The organism is Shewanella sp. NKUCC05_KAH, assembly GCF_019345585.1.
GTDB lineage: Bacteria > Pseudomonadota > Gammaproteobacteria > Enterobacterales > Shewanellaceae > Shewanella > Shewanella oncorhynchi.
This window is the reverse complement of sequence record NZ_JAHKQZ010000020.1, coordinates 50,155-67,190: the sequence shown is the minus strand read 5'-3', so window position 1 is coordinate 67,190 and position 17,036 is coordinate 50,155. Positions and strand designations below refer to the sequence as shown.

Here is a 17,036-nt window from a genome sequence, read left to right as displayed (position 1 = left end):
GCTTAATTTATATTCGGGCTAGGCATTCTTTTAAATTCCACTTAATAACTGGCCATGTTAAGCATCAGAAATATGCCAACTCCCGGCGAAGCCACTATCAATACCTGTAACTTCGCTAGGGTTAGTGCTGTGTAGCAGTTTTACGAACGAGAGTCAGGGATGGCGAACTGGCAGTTAGGCATCATCGCCATGACTGCTTTCTTTCCCTCTAATATTTTCTCTGTTAAGTACACTATTCCAATAGCTTAAGTTGTGTTTGTCCCCATTGGGTGGCATAGGGCATGGCTTCTTGTGGGCTGAGGATAAACTCATTTTCACAGCCATCGCCGCGGGGCGTTTCCCAGAATTTGATCCCCTTTGGCTCAAGGGTGAGCTGGTAATATCCCGAGCCGTCTGATGTGGGGCATTCTGCGTCCGGTGCTTTGCCAGCAAACAATTTGTCCCTTAATGCAGGGGGTAAAGGATGACTCATACCCTCGAGCATACTTTGTGGTTGAGTATCGGCGAGAAACCACTGCCACGGGTGGAAAGGTTTGCCGTCGGTAAGGGAGAAACTCACAAATTCTTGGCTGATACCATTGGCGCCATAACCTGCCGCCCAGCGATATAGGCGCACACTGAGCCAATGTTGATTAATAAAAATCGGTTCGGCAAAGGTTTCGTCAGTCACAAAACTGCCCATTTGTGCCAGCATTCTGCGGCGAGTGTCAAAGGTTTGTGCTAGTTGGGCCTCATCGGTGAGCTTATGTTCAAGCCATTGATTAATTACCAAGATACCCGTTTGTGGGCCTTTAAATTCGATACCTACATCTGTGCCAAACGTCAGCGGGCGATACTCAATATTTTCGTAGCTTTGCCATTTACCTCGGCTGAGTTTTGGCGTGGTTTCTAGCGGTAGATTGTAAGCATCGGCACCGCAATCCTCGACCTTATCTGGGCTGATTTCTCGCTCAAGTTGCACTGGTAATGATTTACTCGCGGTATCTTTAAACCAATGGCCGCTCAGTTTTTGTGGCGTGACACTATCAAACTGCCAATTTCCGGTATTGCCTTCTTCTTTCCACAGTTCATCTTGCTGCTCGAGTCTTATCGGCGTTAAGTAGCGTTGATAGTAATAACTGCCTGTTCCATATTGATTAAAACAAATTCTGACCTTGCTTTTACCTAACTGTCCCTGCCAGATCCCTGTGAGTTCATTGGCCGCAAAGGTCGGCAAAGAGATCGCGGCGGTCAGCAATAGGCTTGAAGATAAAACGGAGAATAACATCCTTGTGGGCATACTGATTTTCTCTTAAAAGGTGATAAGTAAGGGCCGTATTCTAAGCGCAGGATACTGACCGATTGTGGATTAAAAATCAAAATCTGATAAAAAAGTCGCCCGTAGGCGACTTGATGTTAAAGACTTAAGGCTTACTCAACTTGCCAATCAATGGCTTCTCCAGCACGAATTGGCACTACGTTAGTATCGCCAAGCGGGTAAGTTGCGGGGACATCCCATGACTTTTTGACCAGCGTGATGGTATCGGTATTGCGTGGCAGATGGTAAAAGTCTGGTCCGTTAAAGCTTGCGAACGCTTCGAGTTTATCCAGCGCATTGACCGAATCAAATGCTTCGGCATACAGCTCAATCGCGGCATGAGCCGTGTACGAACCCGCGCAGCCACAGGCGGCTTCTTTTTTATCTTTAGCGTGGGGCGCCGAATCTGTGCCGAGGAAAAACTTCTTGCTGCCGCTTGTGGCTGCACCTAATAACGCCTGTTGGTGGGTGTTGCGTTTTAAAATCGGCAGACAGTAAAAATGTGGGCGAATACCGCCAGCCAGCATGTGGTTGCGGTTATACAGTAAATGGTGCGCCGTGATAGTCGCGGCCACATTGTCTGAGGCTTGAGTGACAAAATCGACGGCATCTTTGGTGGTGATATGCTCAAGCACGATTTTAAGCGCTGGGAAATCGGCGACAATTTTACTGAGGATATTTTCAATAAAGACACGCTCGCGGTCGAAAATATCAATAGCTGAATCTGTGACTTCACCGTGGACTAAAAACAGCATACCGACTTCTTGCATGGCTTGGAGTACGGGATAGATGTTTTTAACATCGGTTACGCCGGAATCTGAGTTAGTCGTCGCGCCCGCTGGGTAGAGTTTAGCGGCGACAATTTTACCCGAGGCTTTGGCCTTGCGGATTTCATCTGGGCTGGTTTTGTCGGTTAAATACAACACCATCAAAGGTTCGAATTGTGAGCCCGCGGGCACTTGCGCTTTAATGCGATCGTAATAGGCCAGTGCGGTTTCGGTATCGATAGCGGGGGGCACTAAGTTTGGCATGACGATGGCGCGGCCCATATAGCGGCTGATGTCGCGCACTGTATCTTTAAGCTGGGCGCCGTCTCTTAAGTGAATATGCCAGTCGTCTGGGCGAGTGATTGTTATTGTAGTCATAGGGTTTGGTCTTTTGATCGTTTTTGCTGCGAGGGTGGCGGGATCTTATGTGGCAAGGATTTTACTGTAAAGGGAAACTCGGCTGTTTGGGTTAATAAATCTAGATTCTAGACCCTAGAATCTAGGAGCTGCTTTTTTCAATCGGACACATTTCATTTCACTGCTGCGGACACTTTTAAATAAAAGCGCCAGTGTCCGCGGACACTTTTATCTGCAATTTTTTGTTAAACCTTTGAAATTATATGATTTTACTTGTTTGGCATAGGCTTTGCTTACTCTAGGGTAGAGATTTCCAATAGTGTCCGTTGATACGTTCCGGCACTGATGATTCCAACAGGGAAGCGAGTAAAGCCATGATTAAAGATACTAGCGGCCAAGATACAGTACTTGTGCCATCGACCTCTAAACGTCTTAAGTTACCGCTGATCATTGGCGGTTGCGCCTTATTAGTCAGCGCCTTAGTGTGGGCAAGTTTAGGCTCTGATAGTGTTAGCAAATCCTTAAGCCGCAGCGACATCACTACCGCAAAACTCTTTGTTGGAACGTTAACCCGCGATGTGGCGACCACAGGTAAAATCGTGGCGGCCAATGCGCCTATTTTGTATAGCACAGAGGAAGGCACAGTGACTCTGCTCAGCAATCCTGGCGATACTGTTAATAAGGGCGATGTGGTCGCCAAACTCGATAGTCCAAGACTCACTAATCAGCTAGCGCAAGCCAAGTCCCTATTAGCGGGCATGGAGAGTGCATTAGAGCGCGCTAAGTTGGATGCAAGACGCGATCAATTACAAGCTTATCAAACCTTAGATATCGCAACGGTCGATCTTGAAGCGGCGGATAGGGAAAGCCGACGCGGAGAGGAGCTGATTCAAAGTCAGCTTATTGGCCAGATTGATTATGAAAAGGGCAAAGATGATTTACACAAAGCCAAGCTGAAGTTTAAGCATGCCGAACAAGAAGTTGCGTTAACGAAAGATACGTTAACCTTTGAAATTAAAAATAAAGCCCTAGAAGTTGAGCGTCAAACTCTCGCGGTGCGTGAATTAGAACGCCAAGTCGATGCCTTGAATATTGTTGCACCAGTTAACGGCATTATCGGTAACTGGATTACCGAGCAGAAAACCCGTCTTAGCGCTAACCAACCGATTTTAACCGTCGTGGATTTAAGCGCCTATGAGGCTGAGTTAGCCGTGCCTGAATCCTATGCGGACGATCTGGGTTTAGGCATGGAAGTCGAGTTGAGTTTTGGCAGTATTAAGTTAATGGGCAAGTTATCGTCGATTTCCCCTGAAGTGCGTAACCGTGAAGTGACCGCTAGGGTGCAATTTGACCAAAGCGACAGCCTAACACTGCGCCAGAATCAACGTATCTCGGCCCGAGTGTTATTAGAGCACAGACCCAATGTTCTTATGGTAAAACGCGGCGCCTTTATGACCAGCGGTGGGGGTAATGTGGCTTATCAAATCGAGGGCGATTTAGCCAGTCGTCGTGAGGTTAAGCTCGGCAGTACTAGCCTGAGCCAAGTCGAAGTGCTTGATGGCGGAAAAGCCGGAGATGAGTGGGTCATTTCAAGTGTTGACCCCTTTAATCACGCTGAACAGGTCAGAATTCATTGATGACCGATATTCGTAAATTATTAAACAACCAATCTGATGAATTTAACAGCGCAGTGATCAGGGTGAATGACGAAACCTGCTGCGACATGGATAAGAATAGGAGCCGGATATGCGTGATAAACAATTTGATATCAGCGTGTTGATGTCATCCAAAATGTTTGGAGTACTAGCCTTATTATTACTGGTGGTTGCGGTGGAACTAAGTATCGGTGAGGCCAATAGCTGGTTTTTCCTCGGACTCAATTTGTTGGAATGGAGCAATCCTTTGGATGAGTTTCGCCAAGTGGGTGAGGTTTCAACCGAAACTGCCAACCTTATGCTGGGCGCTTTTATGTGGTTTTTAGAGTGTGTCGTTGAGCCATTCTTTGGCTGATAAAGGTGTGCTGATTACGGTCGTACATGAGTCGATGCCTAAGGTGTAGACGCAGAGTCTAGGCGCAAAAATAGATTTGATTATTTAAAGGAAATTAACATGTTATCAATGAAGAATGTGAGCAAGGTTTTTAAAACGGATTTAGTAGAAACCCACGCCCTGCGCGATTTTAACCTCGAGGTGAACGAAGGCGAATTTGTCGCAGTCACAGGTCCTTCTGGCTCGGGTAAAACCACCTTTTTAAATATTGCAGGTTTACTCGAAGGTTTTACCCACGGCGACTATTTTCTCGATGGGATTAACGTGTCTAACTTGAGCGATAATAAGAGCGCCACTATCAGAAATGAGAAAATTGGCTTTATTTTCCAAGGTTTTAACTTAATTCCCGATCTTAACTTAGCTGAGAATATTGAAGTGCCGCTGCGCTATCGTGGTTTTAATGCCAAGGAGCGTCAACGTCGTGTACAAGAGGCATTAGAGCAAGTGGGCTTAGCTTCACGGCTCAAACATTTACCTACTCAGTTGTCGGGTGGACAACAACAAAGGGTGGCGATTGCTCGTGCTTTAGCGGGGGAGCCACGTTTCCTACTCGCCGACGAACCTACGGGAAACCTCGACAGCCTAATGGCACGTCAAGTGATGGAATTACTCGAAAATATCAATCAAGCGGGCACGACCATTATCATGGTGACGCACGATCCTGAACTCGCTCGCCGCGCCCAACGCAACATTCAAATTGTTGATGGTCAAGTGTGTGATTTTACTATGTATCATCAAGGTCATCGACATGTCAGTGACATCACTGCTGCGACTGATATCGACAAACTTGTCGCCAACGCCGACCGTTAAGGATATGCATTATGTTCTTTTATTATGTTGATTTAGCTTGGCGCAGCATTAAGAAAACCCCAGTGCTGTCGCTGTTGATGGTGTTGGCGATTTCGATTGGTATTGGTATCACGATTACTACGTTAAACGTGTACAAAATGATGTCATTTAATCCCGCGGGTGAACGCTCTGATGAGTTAAATGCGGTACAGCTTTGGAGCCAAGGTCCTGATTCTTGGGATGAGTTAAACTCGTTAGTGACTTACCAAGACGCGATGAATCTGCGCAACAATACCTTACCTAAACGCCAAGCTGCGATGTTTCGCACTGGGATGGCAGTGCAAACGGAGGATGCCAATTTTGCGCCTATTTTAGAAAGCATTCGGGTGACGGACAGTGACTTTTTTAAACTGTTTGACGTGCCATTTTTGTACGGTAATGCGTGGGATAAATCCGTCGACACTGAACCTGCTTATCAAGTGGTGATTAACGATAAACTCAATCAAAAGTTGTTTGCGGGTCAAAACAGTGTTGGCAAAGTTATCTATCTTAATCGTAAACCTTATCAAGTGGTGGGGGTGATTGATGCTTGGGATCCTAAGCCTAAATATTATGATCCCACTAACGGTGCCTTTAACGACACGGAACAAATTTTTGTGCCGTTTTCGCTGACGCCTATCGAAGAGTTTGATGTATGGGGTAACACGTCGGGTTGGAAGTTTGAGACGATGAATAGTTACAGTGATCGCCTTAACTCTGAAAAAGTGTGGCTGCTGTATTGGGTTGAGTTACCAAATAAAGACGCAGTAGCCAGTTACCGTTCTTGGCTCAGCAATTATGTAGCGGAGCAAAAAGCCCTAGGCCGTTTTACGGATAATAAATCTGCCGCTGACTCAGTCAAAGTATCCGATGTGGCAACTTGGCTTGAATACAATCATGTGGTGCCCGAAGACAATAAAATCTTGGTTGGCTTGAGTGCGCTGTTTTTAAGTGTTTGTTTAGTCAATATATTAGGTTTAATGCTGACAAAGTTCCTCAAGCGCGCACCCGAAGTGGGAGTGCGTCGCGCCATTGGTGCTAGCCGTGGTCAAATCTTCGCTCAATATATGGTGGAAGTGGGCATGATTGGCTTATTCGGTGGTTTGCTGGGACTCGCTTGGGCCTACGCTTCGCTTTATGGGTTATCGGCCCAGTTTGAGGTCGCGAAGGGCTTAACCCATTTATCGGCGAGTATGTGGATTATCACCCCAAGTATTGCGGTAGGCACAGCCTTGTTGGCTGGCTTGTATCCCGCATGGGTGGTGTGTCGCACTAAACCTAGCGTTTATCTAAAAAGCCAGTAAGGGACTCATTATGTTGCATATTAAACCTATTCTCAGCAGTTTATTGCGCAGTAAAAGCGGTCCAGTCTTACTGCTTATTCAGATTATCTTGTCTGTGGCGATTGTGGCGAATGCGAGCTTTATTATTCAAGAGCGTTTAGCCCTGATGCAGCGTGATTCGGGGATTAAAGAGTCAGAAGTCTTGACCTTTAGCTTGTTCAACTTTGATCCATTGATTGATAAAACCGCGCAAAACAAAATTGATCAGCAAATTTTGCGGGGGCTACCCAATGTGATTGATGCGACCTCAACCAATATGTTGCCGTTAAGCGGTGGCGGCTGGTCGAGCACGTTAAATCTGGGCCCCGACCCAGATAGCGCTAAATCGACACCGCAATTTGCCATGTATTTAGGGACAGATCACACCATTGAGACCTTAGGCATTAAGCTGATTGAGGGACGTAACTTTTACCCCCATGAACTTAAGGATAACCTCGATAGCCCTAGCCGATTAGCGATCATCTCCAGTGTGTTAGCCAAAGCCATTTGGCCTGATGAATCCGCACTTGGTAAAGTGTTGTACGAGGGCAAGGATGCGCAGATCACTGTGATTGGCGTAGTCGAAAAACTGCAAGGCGCGTGGATTGACAGTTCTAGCCTTGAAAACAGCGTGATTCAAAATGTGGATTATGGCAGCAGTTCTTATATGGTACGGGCCAAACCTGAGTTTCACGCCGAGCTTAAAGACACGATAAAAAAAGCGCTGCTGGCGGAGAATCCAAACCGAGTACTCGATGGCTTTAAGTCAATCGAGGCCTTAAAAGATAGTTCATACCGAGATCATAAATTGATGATTACTGTGCTAACTATGATGGTGGTGTTGTTATTGCTTATCACCTCGCTCGGTTTAACGGGCATGGTGATGTTTAATATCCAGCGCCGCACTAAGCAGATAGGTACCCGCCGTGCATTGGGGGCTAAAAAGCGCGATATTATCAGTTACTTCCTCGTGGAGAACTATTTGATTTGCTTAGCGGGAGGCGTGCTGGGCGGCTTGTTAGCGATACAGTTAGGCCAACAGTTAATGAAAATCTATAGCTTGCCTATGTTGGACTTAAGCTACCCACTAATTACTGTGGCAGGTTTGTTTATTGTCACCACATTAGCGGTTTACTTACCAGCGCGTAAGGCGGCAAATATTTCGCCAGCAACCGCAACTCGCAGCGTATAGCGGAATATTTGATGTCACTCAAGGTACGATAAAAGCTCGACAAAAGTGCGATAACAATAGGATGTTATTGCACTTTTTGTTACTTTACGGTTAACAGTTTTACTTAGGACAACACTCACACTTATGGATACTATCCTTATCGTCGATGACAATCATGCCATCTGCCAAGCCCTAGGTTTGATGCTAGAACTCAATGATTATCGGGTGCTGATTTGTCACAGCCCAGAGGACGCCCTTGGGTTATTGACGACACAAGATGTGGATTTAGTGATTCAAGATATGAACTTTACTCGGGATACCACGTCGGGCGAGGAAGGTCGGCAGCTGTTTTACGCCCTGCGCGAACGCCAAGGGGATTTGCCGATTATTTTGATGACGGCGTGGACCCAGCTCGAAACGGCTGTTGAATTAGTCAAAGCGGGGGCCGCCGATTATATGGGCAAACCTTGGGATGACGCTAAGCTACTCAATAGCATCACTAATCTGATTGCGCTTTATAAACTCTCCCGTGCTAACCACCGTTTGGAGCGGGTGAATCATCAACGCCAAGTGGCGATCGCCGATGCGGATCTCTGCGGTATTGTCTTTGGTAGCGGTGCTATGCAGCGTTGTATTGACTTAGCCTTGCAACTGGCGCGCTCCGATGTGTCGGTCTTGATCACTGGCCCCAATGGCGCGGGTAAAGACAAGCTTGCCGATATTCTCCACGCCAATTCACCCTTAAAAAACAAACCTTTTATTAAGGTCAATGTCGGCGCTTTGCCGATGGATTTATTAGAGGCCGAGCTGTTTGGTGCCGAGGCGGGCGCTTTTACTGGCGCGACTAAAGCGCGTATTGGCCGTTTCGAAGCGGCAGACGGCGGCACGCTGTTTTTAGATGAAATTGGCAATTTACCTTTGTCTGGGCAAGTGAAATTATTGCGGGTGCTACAAACCGGCGAATTTGAACGCTTAGGTAGCCATAAAACCCAGAAAGTAAAAGTGCGGGTGATCAGTGCGACCAATGCGGATCTGGCCCAAGATATCGCTGAAGGGCGATTCCGTGAGGATTTGTTTTACCGCTTAAACGTGATTGAACTGGCATTGCCACCGCTGAATCAACGCACCGATGACATTTTACCTTTAGTGCAGCATTTTATTGGCAGCGATTTTAGCTTGAGTAAACCTGCGTTGCAGGCGTTATTACAGCACCGCTGGCCGGGAAATGTGCGCGAGCTTGAAAACGCCTGTAAGCGAGCCGTATTGTTGGCGCAAAGCCATGTGTTGACGGAAGCTGACTTTGGTTTGGCGACTGTTGCGAGTGTTATAAAATCGGCTTCCAGTGTTTCAGCTGTATCTGAGTCGCGGCTATCTGGCTTGAGACACTCTGATCCTCTGCCTGTTTATTCGCCCGCTTCCATCCCCGTAAATACCGCATTTTATCATGAGTCTGTTCGTGCCCAAGTGTCAGATGCTAATGAGGCGATAGACGTGAGCCGAGAAGATATCGAAGCGGCGTTAAAACAGCATCATGGCGTAATTGCTCGGGTGGCAAAAGCGCTTGGACTCAGTCGCCAAGCGCTGTATCGGCGGATGGACAAGTTTGGTTTAGATAAGTCATAGGCTAAGTGCAGATGCTAGGGTAAAGGCTATCGATTAAGGAATCAGAGTGTTAATTCGAACTAAACTTATCATTTTTTCAATGGCTTGCTGCGCCTTTGGCGTCTTGCTGAGTTTTGCTTTGGTGAAGTATATCTCACCCTATGCTTCGTCTGTTGCCACGTCTAACACGATTGAAATCCCTGATGTGAATGTGCAACTGGATTTTGCAGAGCTTGAGAAAACGGTCGCCTCCATCGAACTCGCCCTTAACAATAGTGAGCAATTGCAGGAGGCTGCGGCGATGCAAGCGCACCAGAGGGCCGAGCAGATTAAAGCTGAGCTGCAAAAGCTTGAACAACTTAAACAAGAGCAGTTACAAATAAAACTCTTCAAGTTAGAACAACTTAAAGAAGGGCTGTTTAATTCTATTCCTCATGTGGTTGAGCCTTTACGTGTAGAACCGCTATCCATTTTACCGCCCAAAGCACCTGTATCTCCTGCGATATCCGCTGAGATAGCTAAGGGAGAGCGTGTCTCGAGTTTGACCTTAGGTGAAGGTTTGATCGTGTTGCTTCTCGCTTGTGCTGTCTGTGGTTTAGGTATTGCTTGGTTGACTCGACATCTCGGCCGCAGTTTAGATTCCCTTGAAGTCGGCTTGCTAAATTTTAGTGATAATGACTTTAGTGTGAGTATTCCTGAACATGGCGAAGGTCAGCTCAAAACCTTAGCGCAGTTATTTAACCATTCGGCGGCAAAATTGCGCCAAGAAAGGCAGTACATTTATCAGCGGGAGTTATTACTGGATAAGGTGATTCAAAGTTCTCCCAATGTGATGTTGTTACTGGACGATCATCAGCGGCTCATTTACGCCAACGATGCGGCGCGTCACCTATTTCATAAAAAGGGCAGAATGGAAGGCTTGAGCTTAGATGAATTGCTGGTGGATTTGCCCGAAGTATTGGCCTTAGCGCTTAAACATGAAAAGAACGGACTCTTCGCCATGGGTGAAGATGATGTGGAAACTTGGTATTTAAGTCGCGGCCAATTTTTATTGAATAACCAACAGCATAACTTGATTTTGCTCAAGCAGATGACCCGCGAGCTCAATCGTCAAGAGGTGGCAGTATGGAAAAAAGTCATCCGCATTATTAGCCATGAGCTCAATAACTCAGTCGCGCCCATCGCCTCTATGGTGAACTCCGGCCGACTGCTCACCAAAGATATCGATAATCCCAAGCTAACCTTAATTTTCGATACCATCGAGAATCGCACCAGCCATCTAAGCCAGTTTATCTTCAACTATGCTCGTTTTGCTAAGTTGCCGCTCCCGCAACGGCGTCAGGTGAATTGGACGCAATTTACTGCCCAGTTAACTCAGCATTATCCCTTTAAACTCATTCATGAGTTACCTGAGGTTGATGGTTTTTTCGATCAAGGACAGATGGAGCAAGTGCTCCTCAATTTACTTAAAAACGCCCATGAATCTGGCTCAAACCCCGAGGATGTCACCCTGTCGATTCGGTATCAAACCTTAGTGGATGGTGCAGGTTTTAGTATTGTGATTGAGGATCGCGGCGCAGGTATGTCTGGTGAAGTATTAGAGCAGGCGCTACTGCCGTTTTACTCAACAAAACAATCGGGTACAGGCTTAGGTTTACCTTTGTGCCGTGAAATTATCGAAGCCCACGATGGCAGTATTAGCATGCATAATCGCAGTGACGGTGGCCTGTTGGTTCGACTATGGTTACCACAATAATGCTCGCGTTTTGAATAAACACCGTAATGCGACTCTTAAGTCGCATTTTTATTGCTTATCTTATCCGCTTGTTTAATGCATAACTCCTATCCTCAACAGCCTCTTGGCGTATTAGCCAAATGGGCTATTTTTGCATTTTTACCTTAGCTCTTCGGGCTAATTTGCCCCCCAGCGTAATGACGGGAGATCTTTAACCCTGTTAACCTGTTTTATCGAAAATTTGCGTTAAAACTCACCTTGTTCTAACAGAGGTTAGCGCGGTTTTTAAGGTTCGATTAAAAAGGTTAAGGAGGGATAAGTGAAACAGTTAAAACAGCGTCTGTTTACTTACGTTTTATGTCCATTCCTGCTGCTGGCTTCCCCTATCACTATTGCCGATAACGACATTGAAATTAGTGGCTTAGTAATAGATAGAACCTTGACTCGGTTTGGTAAGGACTTTGGCTTTTACTACTCAAGCTATTGGCGCGAACTGCCCTTTACCCAAGGCTTTAACGTCACTCTATATGAGACAGTGTTTCCACAGGCTGGAACCGTTTTAACTTTAGAGGTAAACGGGACTCGGATTTACACCACCCATTTTGGTCGTCGTGCAAATCCGATTAAAGAGAGCGCAGAGCAGGCGATTTTGCTTACGATTGATTATTTAGCGCAAGTCAGAGCCAATGCAATAACAGGTGATTTTTCAGGAACATCGGACGACTTTTAGGATAATAATAATGACATACAGGACGTTACTTGCTCTTGTCACGCTATGTGTGGCAAGCAGTGGCCAAGCCACTGAATTGATTTATACGCCAGTGAATCCCAGTTTTGGCGGCAATCCACAAAATGGGGCTTTTCTATTAAATAAAGCCCAAGCCCAGAATGACAATAAATCTACCTCGACCGAGAAGGACTTTGTCACCCGTTTTAAAGAATCCCTAGAGCGTAATATCATTAACTCAATCACCCGCGGTGTTGCTGATGGTGAAATTACCGATGGTGTTTATGATACAGGTGATTTTCGGATTGAAGTGGCTTCTACGGGAAATGGCGTGATGCTAACTATTACTAATACTGCAACCGGTGAAGTCACTGTGATTGAAATGCCGACATTCGGAGGAGTCAACTAATGGCCCGTCTAGTGTTAGTGAGTTTATTACTGCTAAGTGTGTCGGCCTGTAGCCTGATCTCCAAACCCGATTTAAATATCACGGCTGCCGAGGTTAACCCCTTGAGTGAGGTGATGCGTGGGCTGCAAACTCAACCTGGACCTAAGTTTCCTATCCCTGTGGCCGTGTATTCCTTTCGCGATCAAACAGGTCAATATAAGCCGCAGGCTAACGTGAGTTCGTTTTCGACCGCGGTTACTCAGGGCGCAACATCGATGTTGATGCAGACTTTGCTCGACTCTAAATGGTTTACACCCGTTGAGCGTGAAGGGCTACAAAATTTGCTTACCGAGCGTAAGATCAGCAACAAACAGAGCGGTACTAAGGGCGATGAAGTGCCCGTATTATCCACCGCCAGATTGTTACTCGAAGGTGGGGTGATTAGTTATGAGACTAACACTAGCACAGGCGGTAGCGGTGTCGAATACTACGGCATTGGCGCCTCTGAAATGTACCGTGAAGATCTGGTGACCATTTATCTACGCGCCGTGGATGTACACACAGGTAAGGTCATGATGTCGGTCTCAACCAGCAAACGTGTTTTATCCCAAGAAATGCGTGCGGGCTTGTTCCGTTACACGAGTTTAAATCGACTCGCTGAGGCTGAAGTCGGTTTTACTACCAATGAGCCAGTGCAATTTTGCGTGTTACAAGCCATTGAATTGGCGGTCGCTGAGCTGATTGATAAGGGCATCAAACAAGGTTACTGGAGCCCAACTCAAGTGGCGCAGCCAGCAGAAAAAGCCCAGGAGTTGAGTCAGGGCTAGGTGTCTGAAAGTAGGTATTAGATGCTAGAGCAAAGCAGGCTTCTGCTTTAGCACTTAGTCGCGATAGCGAAAAAGAAAACCGAGCCAGTTAAGCTGACTCGGTTTTTTATTGCAGTTATTGCAGCAGTCAGTTGATATTAGGCTATTTTAGTCCGCTTGCATGGCCTTCCAAAACAGTTCAAAACTGACATCGCGGTATGTTTTATCTGTCCCCAAGTGCGGGTTATCGATAAAGAATCGGGTTGCTGCTAGATATTGGCCGTGGCAGTTTTCTAGCATCAATTCCACTGGATAATGGGCGATTAGCCCCATCATTTGTCCCTGCTTAATGAGTTCGCTAATAAAGCCTAAGATGCTATTCATCGCTTGATCGCGCACCTTAGCTGCAATCATGGGTGACATTGAATATTGCTGAAAAAACAGTTGTTTGACAGGGTTATCCAGCGACCAATCTATCGCACTTTGCCATAGTTGTAGGGCATTGTGTTTAAGATCGCTGCCCTTATGGGTGTTTAACAGTAAGGCATAGGCAAATTCTTGTTTTATGGTAAGAAACAAAGATTCCATCAAGGATTCCTTAGAAGGAAAGTGATGGAACAAGGTGCCCGTTGCTACGCCTGCTTGTTTTGCAATCGAGGCGGTGGACGTGCCATGAAATCCTTGGCTGACAAAGAGCGCTAAAGCAGTATCGAGAATAGCTTGGCGTTTATCAGTCATGGTTTTAATGGGTTGTGTTGTTGATGGTTTATTCAAGATTTATCCCCCAATGACTAGCGCAAAAATAGCTTCATTAAGATGCGCTGGATAAAAGTGCCGTAGGGCGGGTGCACAAATTTGCCTGTGTTGAATCGGCCACGGCTGAGTACCGTTTTAGCGTGACTGAAGGTCAAAAAGCCTTCCTTGCCATGGTAATGCCCCATGCCTGACGGGCCTATTCCGCCGAAGGGCGCATCGTCGGCGGCGACATGAAACACGGTTTCATTGATACAAACACCGCCAGAATGGGTCTGCTGGAGGATCTTTTGCTGAGTTGGCTCATCGAAACTCATCACATAAAGCGCTAAGGGTCTGGCTCTGTGGTTGATGTACTGAATCGCTTCATCTAAGGAGTCGTAGCCAATGACCGGCAGTAATGGACCAAAGATTTCCTCTTGCATCAATAGCATGTCTTCACTGGTGTGAGTTATCAACTGAGTTGCGAGTTTACGATGTTGGCTATCTATGGCTTCGTCAGTTGCTGAAATAACACGGGCACCTTTTGCTTTAGCGTCTTCGAGCACTGTCATCAAGCGGTCAAACTGACGTGTATTAATGATGCTGCCATAGTCCTTATTGTGGTTAATGGTGCCGTACATGGCCTTAAACTTAGCTTGGTAGGCGGCGATAAAGTCATCCACCTTGGTTTTAGGGCAAAGCACATAATCAGGGGCTACGCAGATTTGTCCGGCATTCAAACACTTACCGTAAATCATTCGTTCTACTGCTATCTCAAGCGGCATATCGGGGGCGATAATCACAGGCGATTTACCACCCAATTCGAGTGTTACTGGGGTGAGATTATTCGCTGCGGCGCGCATCACATGGCGGCCGACTGTGGTCGAGCCTGTAAAGAGTAAATGATCGAAGGGCAGGGCAGAAAATTGGGCAGCAATATCCGCCTCACCTTCAACAACCGCCACGTGGGATTCATCGAAGACTTGTGCCAATAACCGTTTGATCACTTGGTTGGTCGCTGGGGTAAATTCAGACATTTTGAGCATGGCATGATTACCCGCGGCAATGGCAGTCACTAGCGGGCCAATTGATAGCATGACGGGGAAATTCCACGGCACGATAATGCCGATCACCCCCAAAGGTTGATAATGCACTGTGACTTTGGCGGGGGCGAGTAAGATGCCAGCATGGCGAGCGCTGGGCTTGAGCCATTTTTTGAGGTTTTTCAAGCTGTAATTGATGTTGTTGATGACAGGCATAATGTCTGAGATCAGGCTGTCATCAATCGATCTATGGCCGTAGTCTTGGCTTAAGGCTTCGACTAAGGGGGTTTGAAATTGCAGTATGGCCGCCTTAAGTCGAGTTAATTGCTCCACTCGCGTAGCGTAATTAGGATTCGGCGCCGCTAAATAGCTGCTGCGTTGGCGTTGGAGCAACTGAGTCAGTGGCGAAGTATTAAGGTGTTCGGTGGCCATATTCATAGTGGTTGCTCCAAGGGAAATGGTAGGCTGAGTCTTATTCGGTACTTTATTTAAGTAATCGTCTCGATTGAGTCTTTTATTAAATCAATACCGACTGATTAGTCGGTTTATCCTAGCTTGCTTAGTGAGATGGTGCAAGGTATCTGGTGTATTTTTGAGCAAGATCACGGCTTGTTGTGGCGTTAGCTTTTACACTAAATCAAGGGTTGTTACATAAGGAGTATGTATGGCATTGTTAAAGCACGGAATTTCGATTGGTATTGAGCGTTATGGTGATGATGATTTTTTCGTTACCTTTAAAGCTATCGGTACCTTAACTCATCAAGACTACGAAATGATGGTGCCTGTGTTGGAGTCAGCATTAGCTGGGGTGAAAGATCCTGATATCTTCGCCTTGGTAGATGTCACCGAGTTGGAAGGCTTGGAACTACAGGCCGCTTGGGACGATCTCAAACTTGGGGTGAAGCATATTCGTCATTTCGAGAAAATAGCTATCGTCGGTAAGACGACTTTGCAGGAAGTGTTGGCTAAATTGGCAAATTGGTTTACGCCTGCTGAGGTAAGGTTTTTTGTTGATAATGGCGATGCTGTTGCTTGGCTGAGAGACTAAGGTTGTGAGATGAAGTTTGTGGTCTGCCAATGCGCTAAATCGGGCGTTATAGCAGCGCCGTAAAGATTCACCCAGCAATCCATTCGCGCCATAGAAGGAGTACAAATTATGCGTACAGGTCAAATACTCTGGCCCACAGATTTTTCGGAAACTGCGGCCCATGCACTGAGCTATGCCATTGAAATGGCTAATCTATACCATGTAGGGCTAAAAATCTTACATGTGGTTGAACAGCCGATCGGTGATGAAAACTTTATGATTCTATCTATTACCCCTGAAGAGCTTGCTAAAAGCATGGAGGAAGCGGCGGCAACTAAAATGCGAGCACTATTGGATGGATTGAATACTGAGCTTCCTATCACTACCTTGATCCGCCGTGGCGATCCTGTCTATCAAATTTTAGAAGAGGCCAACAGTAAAGACATTGGCATGGTAGTAATTGCTAGCCATGGCCGAACTGGGATTTCGCATTTTTTACACACCAATGTCTCAGAAGCGGTGGCGAATGGTGCAGCTTGTCCTGTGCTTGTGGTTAAGTAACTGGCTTTGACTCTATAAATCCAAAGGGCGCTTATAGCGTCCTTTCTTTTTGATTGATAAAGAATAATTAATTGAAATGGGTACGCAAGAAGCATAGCAAACTGCTATAAAATAGTGGTATTTTGGCCTTAATAATTAGCTTAATTAAAAACTCAAATGATGGATAAGCTTATGCGTACTCAAGAAGTGTTATGCCCTACGGATTTTTCATCCACTGCGGCCCATGCGTTAAAATATGCGGTTGAAATGGCAAATGTTTATCACGTCGATATTCGGTTGTTGCATGTGACTAGCCCTGCCCGTGGCGCCCATTGTTATGGTATTGCGGTCGATATTCCCGCTACATTGGAAAATGAACTCAAAGCTTTCGTTGATGCAAAAATGCAAAGTTTGCAGCAGGAAATGCAGCAGAACCTTACCGAAGGGCTCAATATTAAGTTAGTCGTGCGCCATGGTGATGCTATTGATGAGATTTTAGCGGAAGCCGTTGATGTAGGCATGGTGGTTATCGCTAGTCATGGGAGCAGCGGTTTAGCTGACTTTTTAAAACCCCACGTTACACAGGATATTGTTAAGTACGCTAAGTGCCCTGTGTTGGTGGTGAAATAACACTATGGGATA

The 17,036-nt window shown here is 46.2% G+C and carries 17 protein-coding genes; 13 read left to right on the top strand and 4 right to left on the bottom strand.

Annotation, left to right across the window (positions count from 1 at the left end):
- Positions 1–232: 232 nt before the first annotated feature.
- The gene (locus tag KO533_RS17500) at positions 233–1,279 is read right to left on the bottom strand and encodes a hypothetical protein (RefSeq protein WP_219255356.1); all 1,047 of its coding nucleotides are present in this window, start codon (positions 1,277–1,279) and stop codon (positions 233–235) included.
- Between the two features lie 131 nt (positions 1,280–1,410).
- A complete protein-coding gene (pyrC, locus tag KO533_RS17495; RefSeq protein WP_219255354.1) occupies positions 1,411–2,442 on the bottom strand; it encodes a dihydroorotase in 1,032 nt (343 codons plus the stop codon).
- A gap of 353 nt (positions 2,443–2,795) precedes the next feature.
- Here pyrC and KO533_RS17490 point away from each other — a divergent pair, with 353 nt between their 5' ends.
- The 10 genes from KO533_RS17490 (at position 2,796) to KO533_RS17445 (ending at position 13,070) form a co-directional block, all read left to right on the top strand.
- A complete protein-coding gene (locus KO533_RS17490) occupies positions 2,796–4,058 on the top strand; it encodes an HlyD family efflux transporter periplasmic adaptor subunit (RefSeq protein ID WP_198571798.1) in 1,263 nt (420 codons plus the stop codon).
- A gap of 109 nt (positions 4,059–4,167) precedes the next feature.
- Positions 4,168–4,431, top strand: a complete 264-nt coding sequence (locus tag KO533_RS17485; RefSeq protein ID WP_028761690.1) for a hypothetical protein — start codon at positions 4,168–4,170, stop codon at positions 4,429–4,431.
- A 99-nt stretch (positions 4,432–4,530) separates the two neighbouring features.
- Positions 4,531–5,280 (top strand): ABC transporter ATP-binding protein, encoded by a 750-nt coding sequence (locus KO533_RS17480; RefSeq protein WP_028761691.1) that lies wholly within the window; start codon positions 4,531–4,533, stop codon positions 5,278–5,280.
- Between the two features lie 11 nt (positions 5,281–5,291).
- The gene (locus KO533_RS17475) at positions 5,292–6,602 is read left to right on the top strand and encodes an ABC transporter permease (protein ID WP_113941170.1); all 1,311 of its coding nucleotides are present in this window, start codon (positions 5,292–5,294) and stop codon (positions 6,600–6,602) included.
- A 10-nt stretch (positions 6,603–6,612) separates the two neighbouring features.
- Positions 6,613–7,812: an FtsX-like permease family protein gene (locus KO533_RS17470; RefSeq protein WP_219255352.1), complete on the top strand. Its 1,200-nt coding sequence runs from the start codon at positions 6,613–6,615 to the stop codon at positions 7,810–7,812.
- Between the two features lie 123 nt (positions 7,813–7,935).
- Positions 7,936–9,414, top strand: coding sequence for a sigma-54 dependent transcriptional regulator (locus KO533_RS17465; RefSeq protein WP_219255350.1), 1,479 nt, complete (start codon positions 7,936–7,938; stop codon positions 9,412–9,414).
- 46 nt (positions 9,415–9,460) lie between these two features.
- Entirely contained in the window at positions 9,461–11,149 is a 1,689-nt protein-coding gene (locus KO533_RS17460) for an ATP-binding protein (RefSeq protein ID WP_219255348.1), read from the top strand.
- 298 nt (positions 11,150–11,447) lie between these two features.
- Positions 11,448–11,858, top strand: a complete 411-nt coding sequence (locus KO533_RS17455) for a curli production assembly/transport protein CsgE (protein ID WP_219251155.1) — start codon at positions 11,448–11,450, stop codon at positions 11,856–11,858.
- Positions 11,859–11,868: 10 nt separating this feature from the next.
- Positions 11,869–12,264: a curli assembly protein CsgF gene (locus KO533_RS17450; protein ID WP_131523187.1), complete on the top strand. Its 396-nt coding sequence runs from the start codon at positions 11,869–11,871 to the stop codon at positions 12,262–12,264.
- Positions 12,264–13,070 carry a CsgG/HfaB family protein gene (locus KO533_RS17445; protein WP_105251644.1) on the top strand — a complete coding sequence of 269 codons (807 nt, stop codon included), beginning with the start codon at positions 12,264–12,266 and terminating at the stop codon, positions 13,068–13,070. The genes KO533_RS17450 and KO533_RS17445 overlap by 1 nt, the downstream gene beginning before the upstream one ends.
- Before the next feature lie 147 nt (positions 13,071–13,217).
- On the opposite strand, the gene KO533_RS17440 is transcribed toward KO533_RS17445, so the two are convergent.
- Complete coding sequence (locus KO533_RS17440) at positions 13,218–13,823, bottom strand: TetR/AcrR family transcriptional regulator (RefSeq protein ID WP_219255346.1); 606 nt, start codon at positions 13,821–13,823, stop codon at positions 13,218–13,220.
- 17 nt (positions 13,824–13,840) lie between these two features.
- The gene (locus KO533_RS17435) at positions 13,841–15,265 is read right to left on the bottom strand and encodes a coniferyl aldehyde dehydrogenase (protein ID WP_219255344.1); all 1,425 of its coding nucleotides are present in this window, start codon (positions 15,263–15,265) and stop codon (positions 13,841–13,843) included.
- A gap of 226 nt (positions 15,266–15,491) precedes the next feature.
- Here KO533_RS17435 and KO533_RS17430 point away from each other — a divergent pair, with 226 nt between their 5' ends.
- The 3 genes from KO533_RS17430 (at position 15,492) to KO533_RS17420 (ending at position 17,024) form a co-directional block, all read left to right on the top strand.
- A complete protein-coding gene (locus tag KO533_RS17430) occupies positions 15,492–15,875 on the top strand; it encodes an STAS/SEC14 domain-containing protein (RefSeq protein ID WP_028761699.1) in 384 nt (127 codons plus the stop codon).
- Positions 15,876–15,983: 108 nt separating this feature from the next.
- Positions 15,984–16,415, top strand: a complete 432-nt coding sequence (locus tag KO533_RS17425) for a universal stress protein (RefSeq protein WP_028761700.1) — start codon at positions 15,984–15,986, stop codon at positions 16,413–16,415.
- A gap of 171 nt (positions 16,416–16,586) precedes the next feature.
- Positions 16,587–17,024 (top strand): universal stress protein, encoded by a 438-nt coding sequence (locus tag KO533_RS17420; RefSeq protein ID WP_219251157.1) that lies wholly within the window; start codon positions 16,587–16,589, stop codon positions 17,022–17,024.
- Positions 17,025–17,036 lie beyond the last annotated feature (12 nt).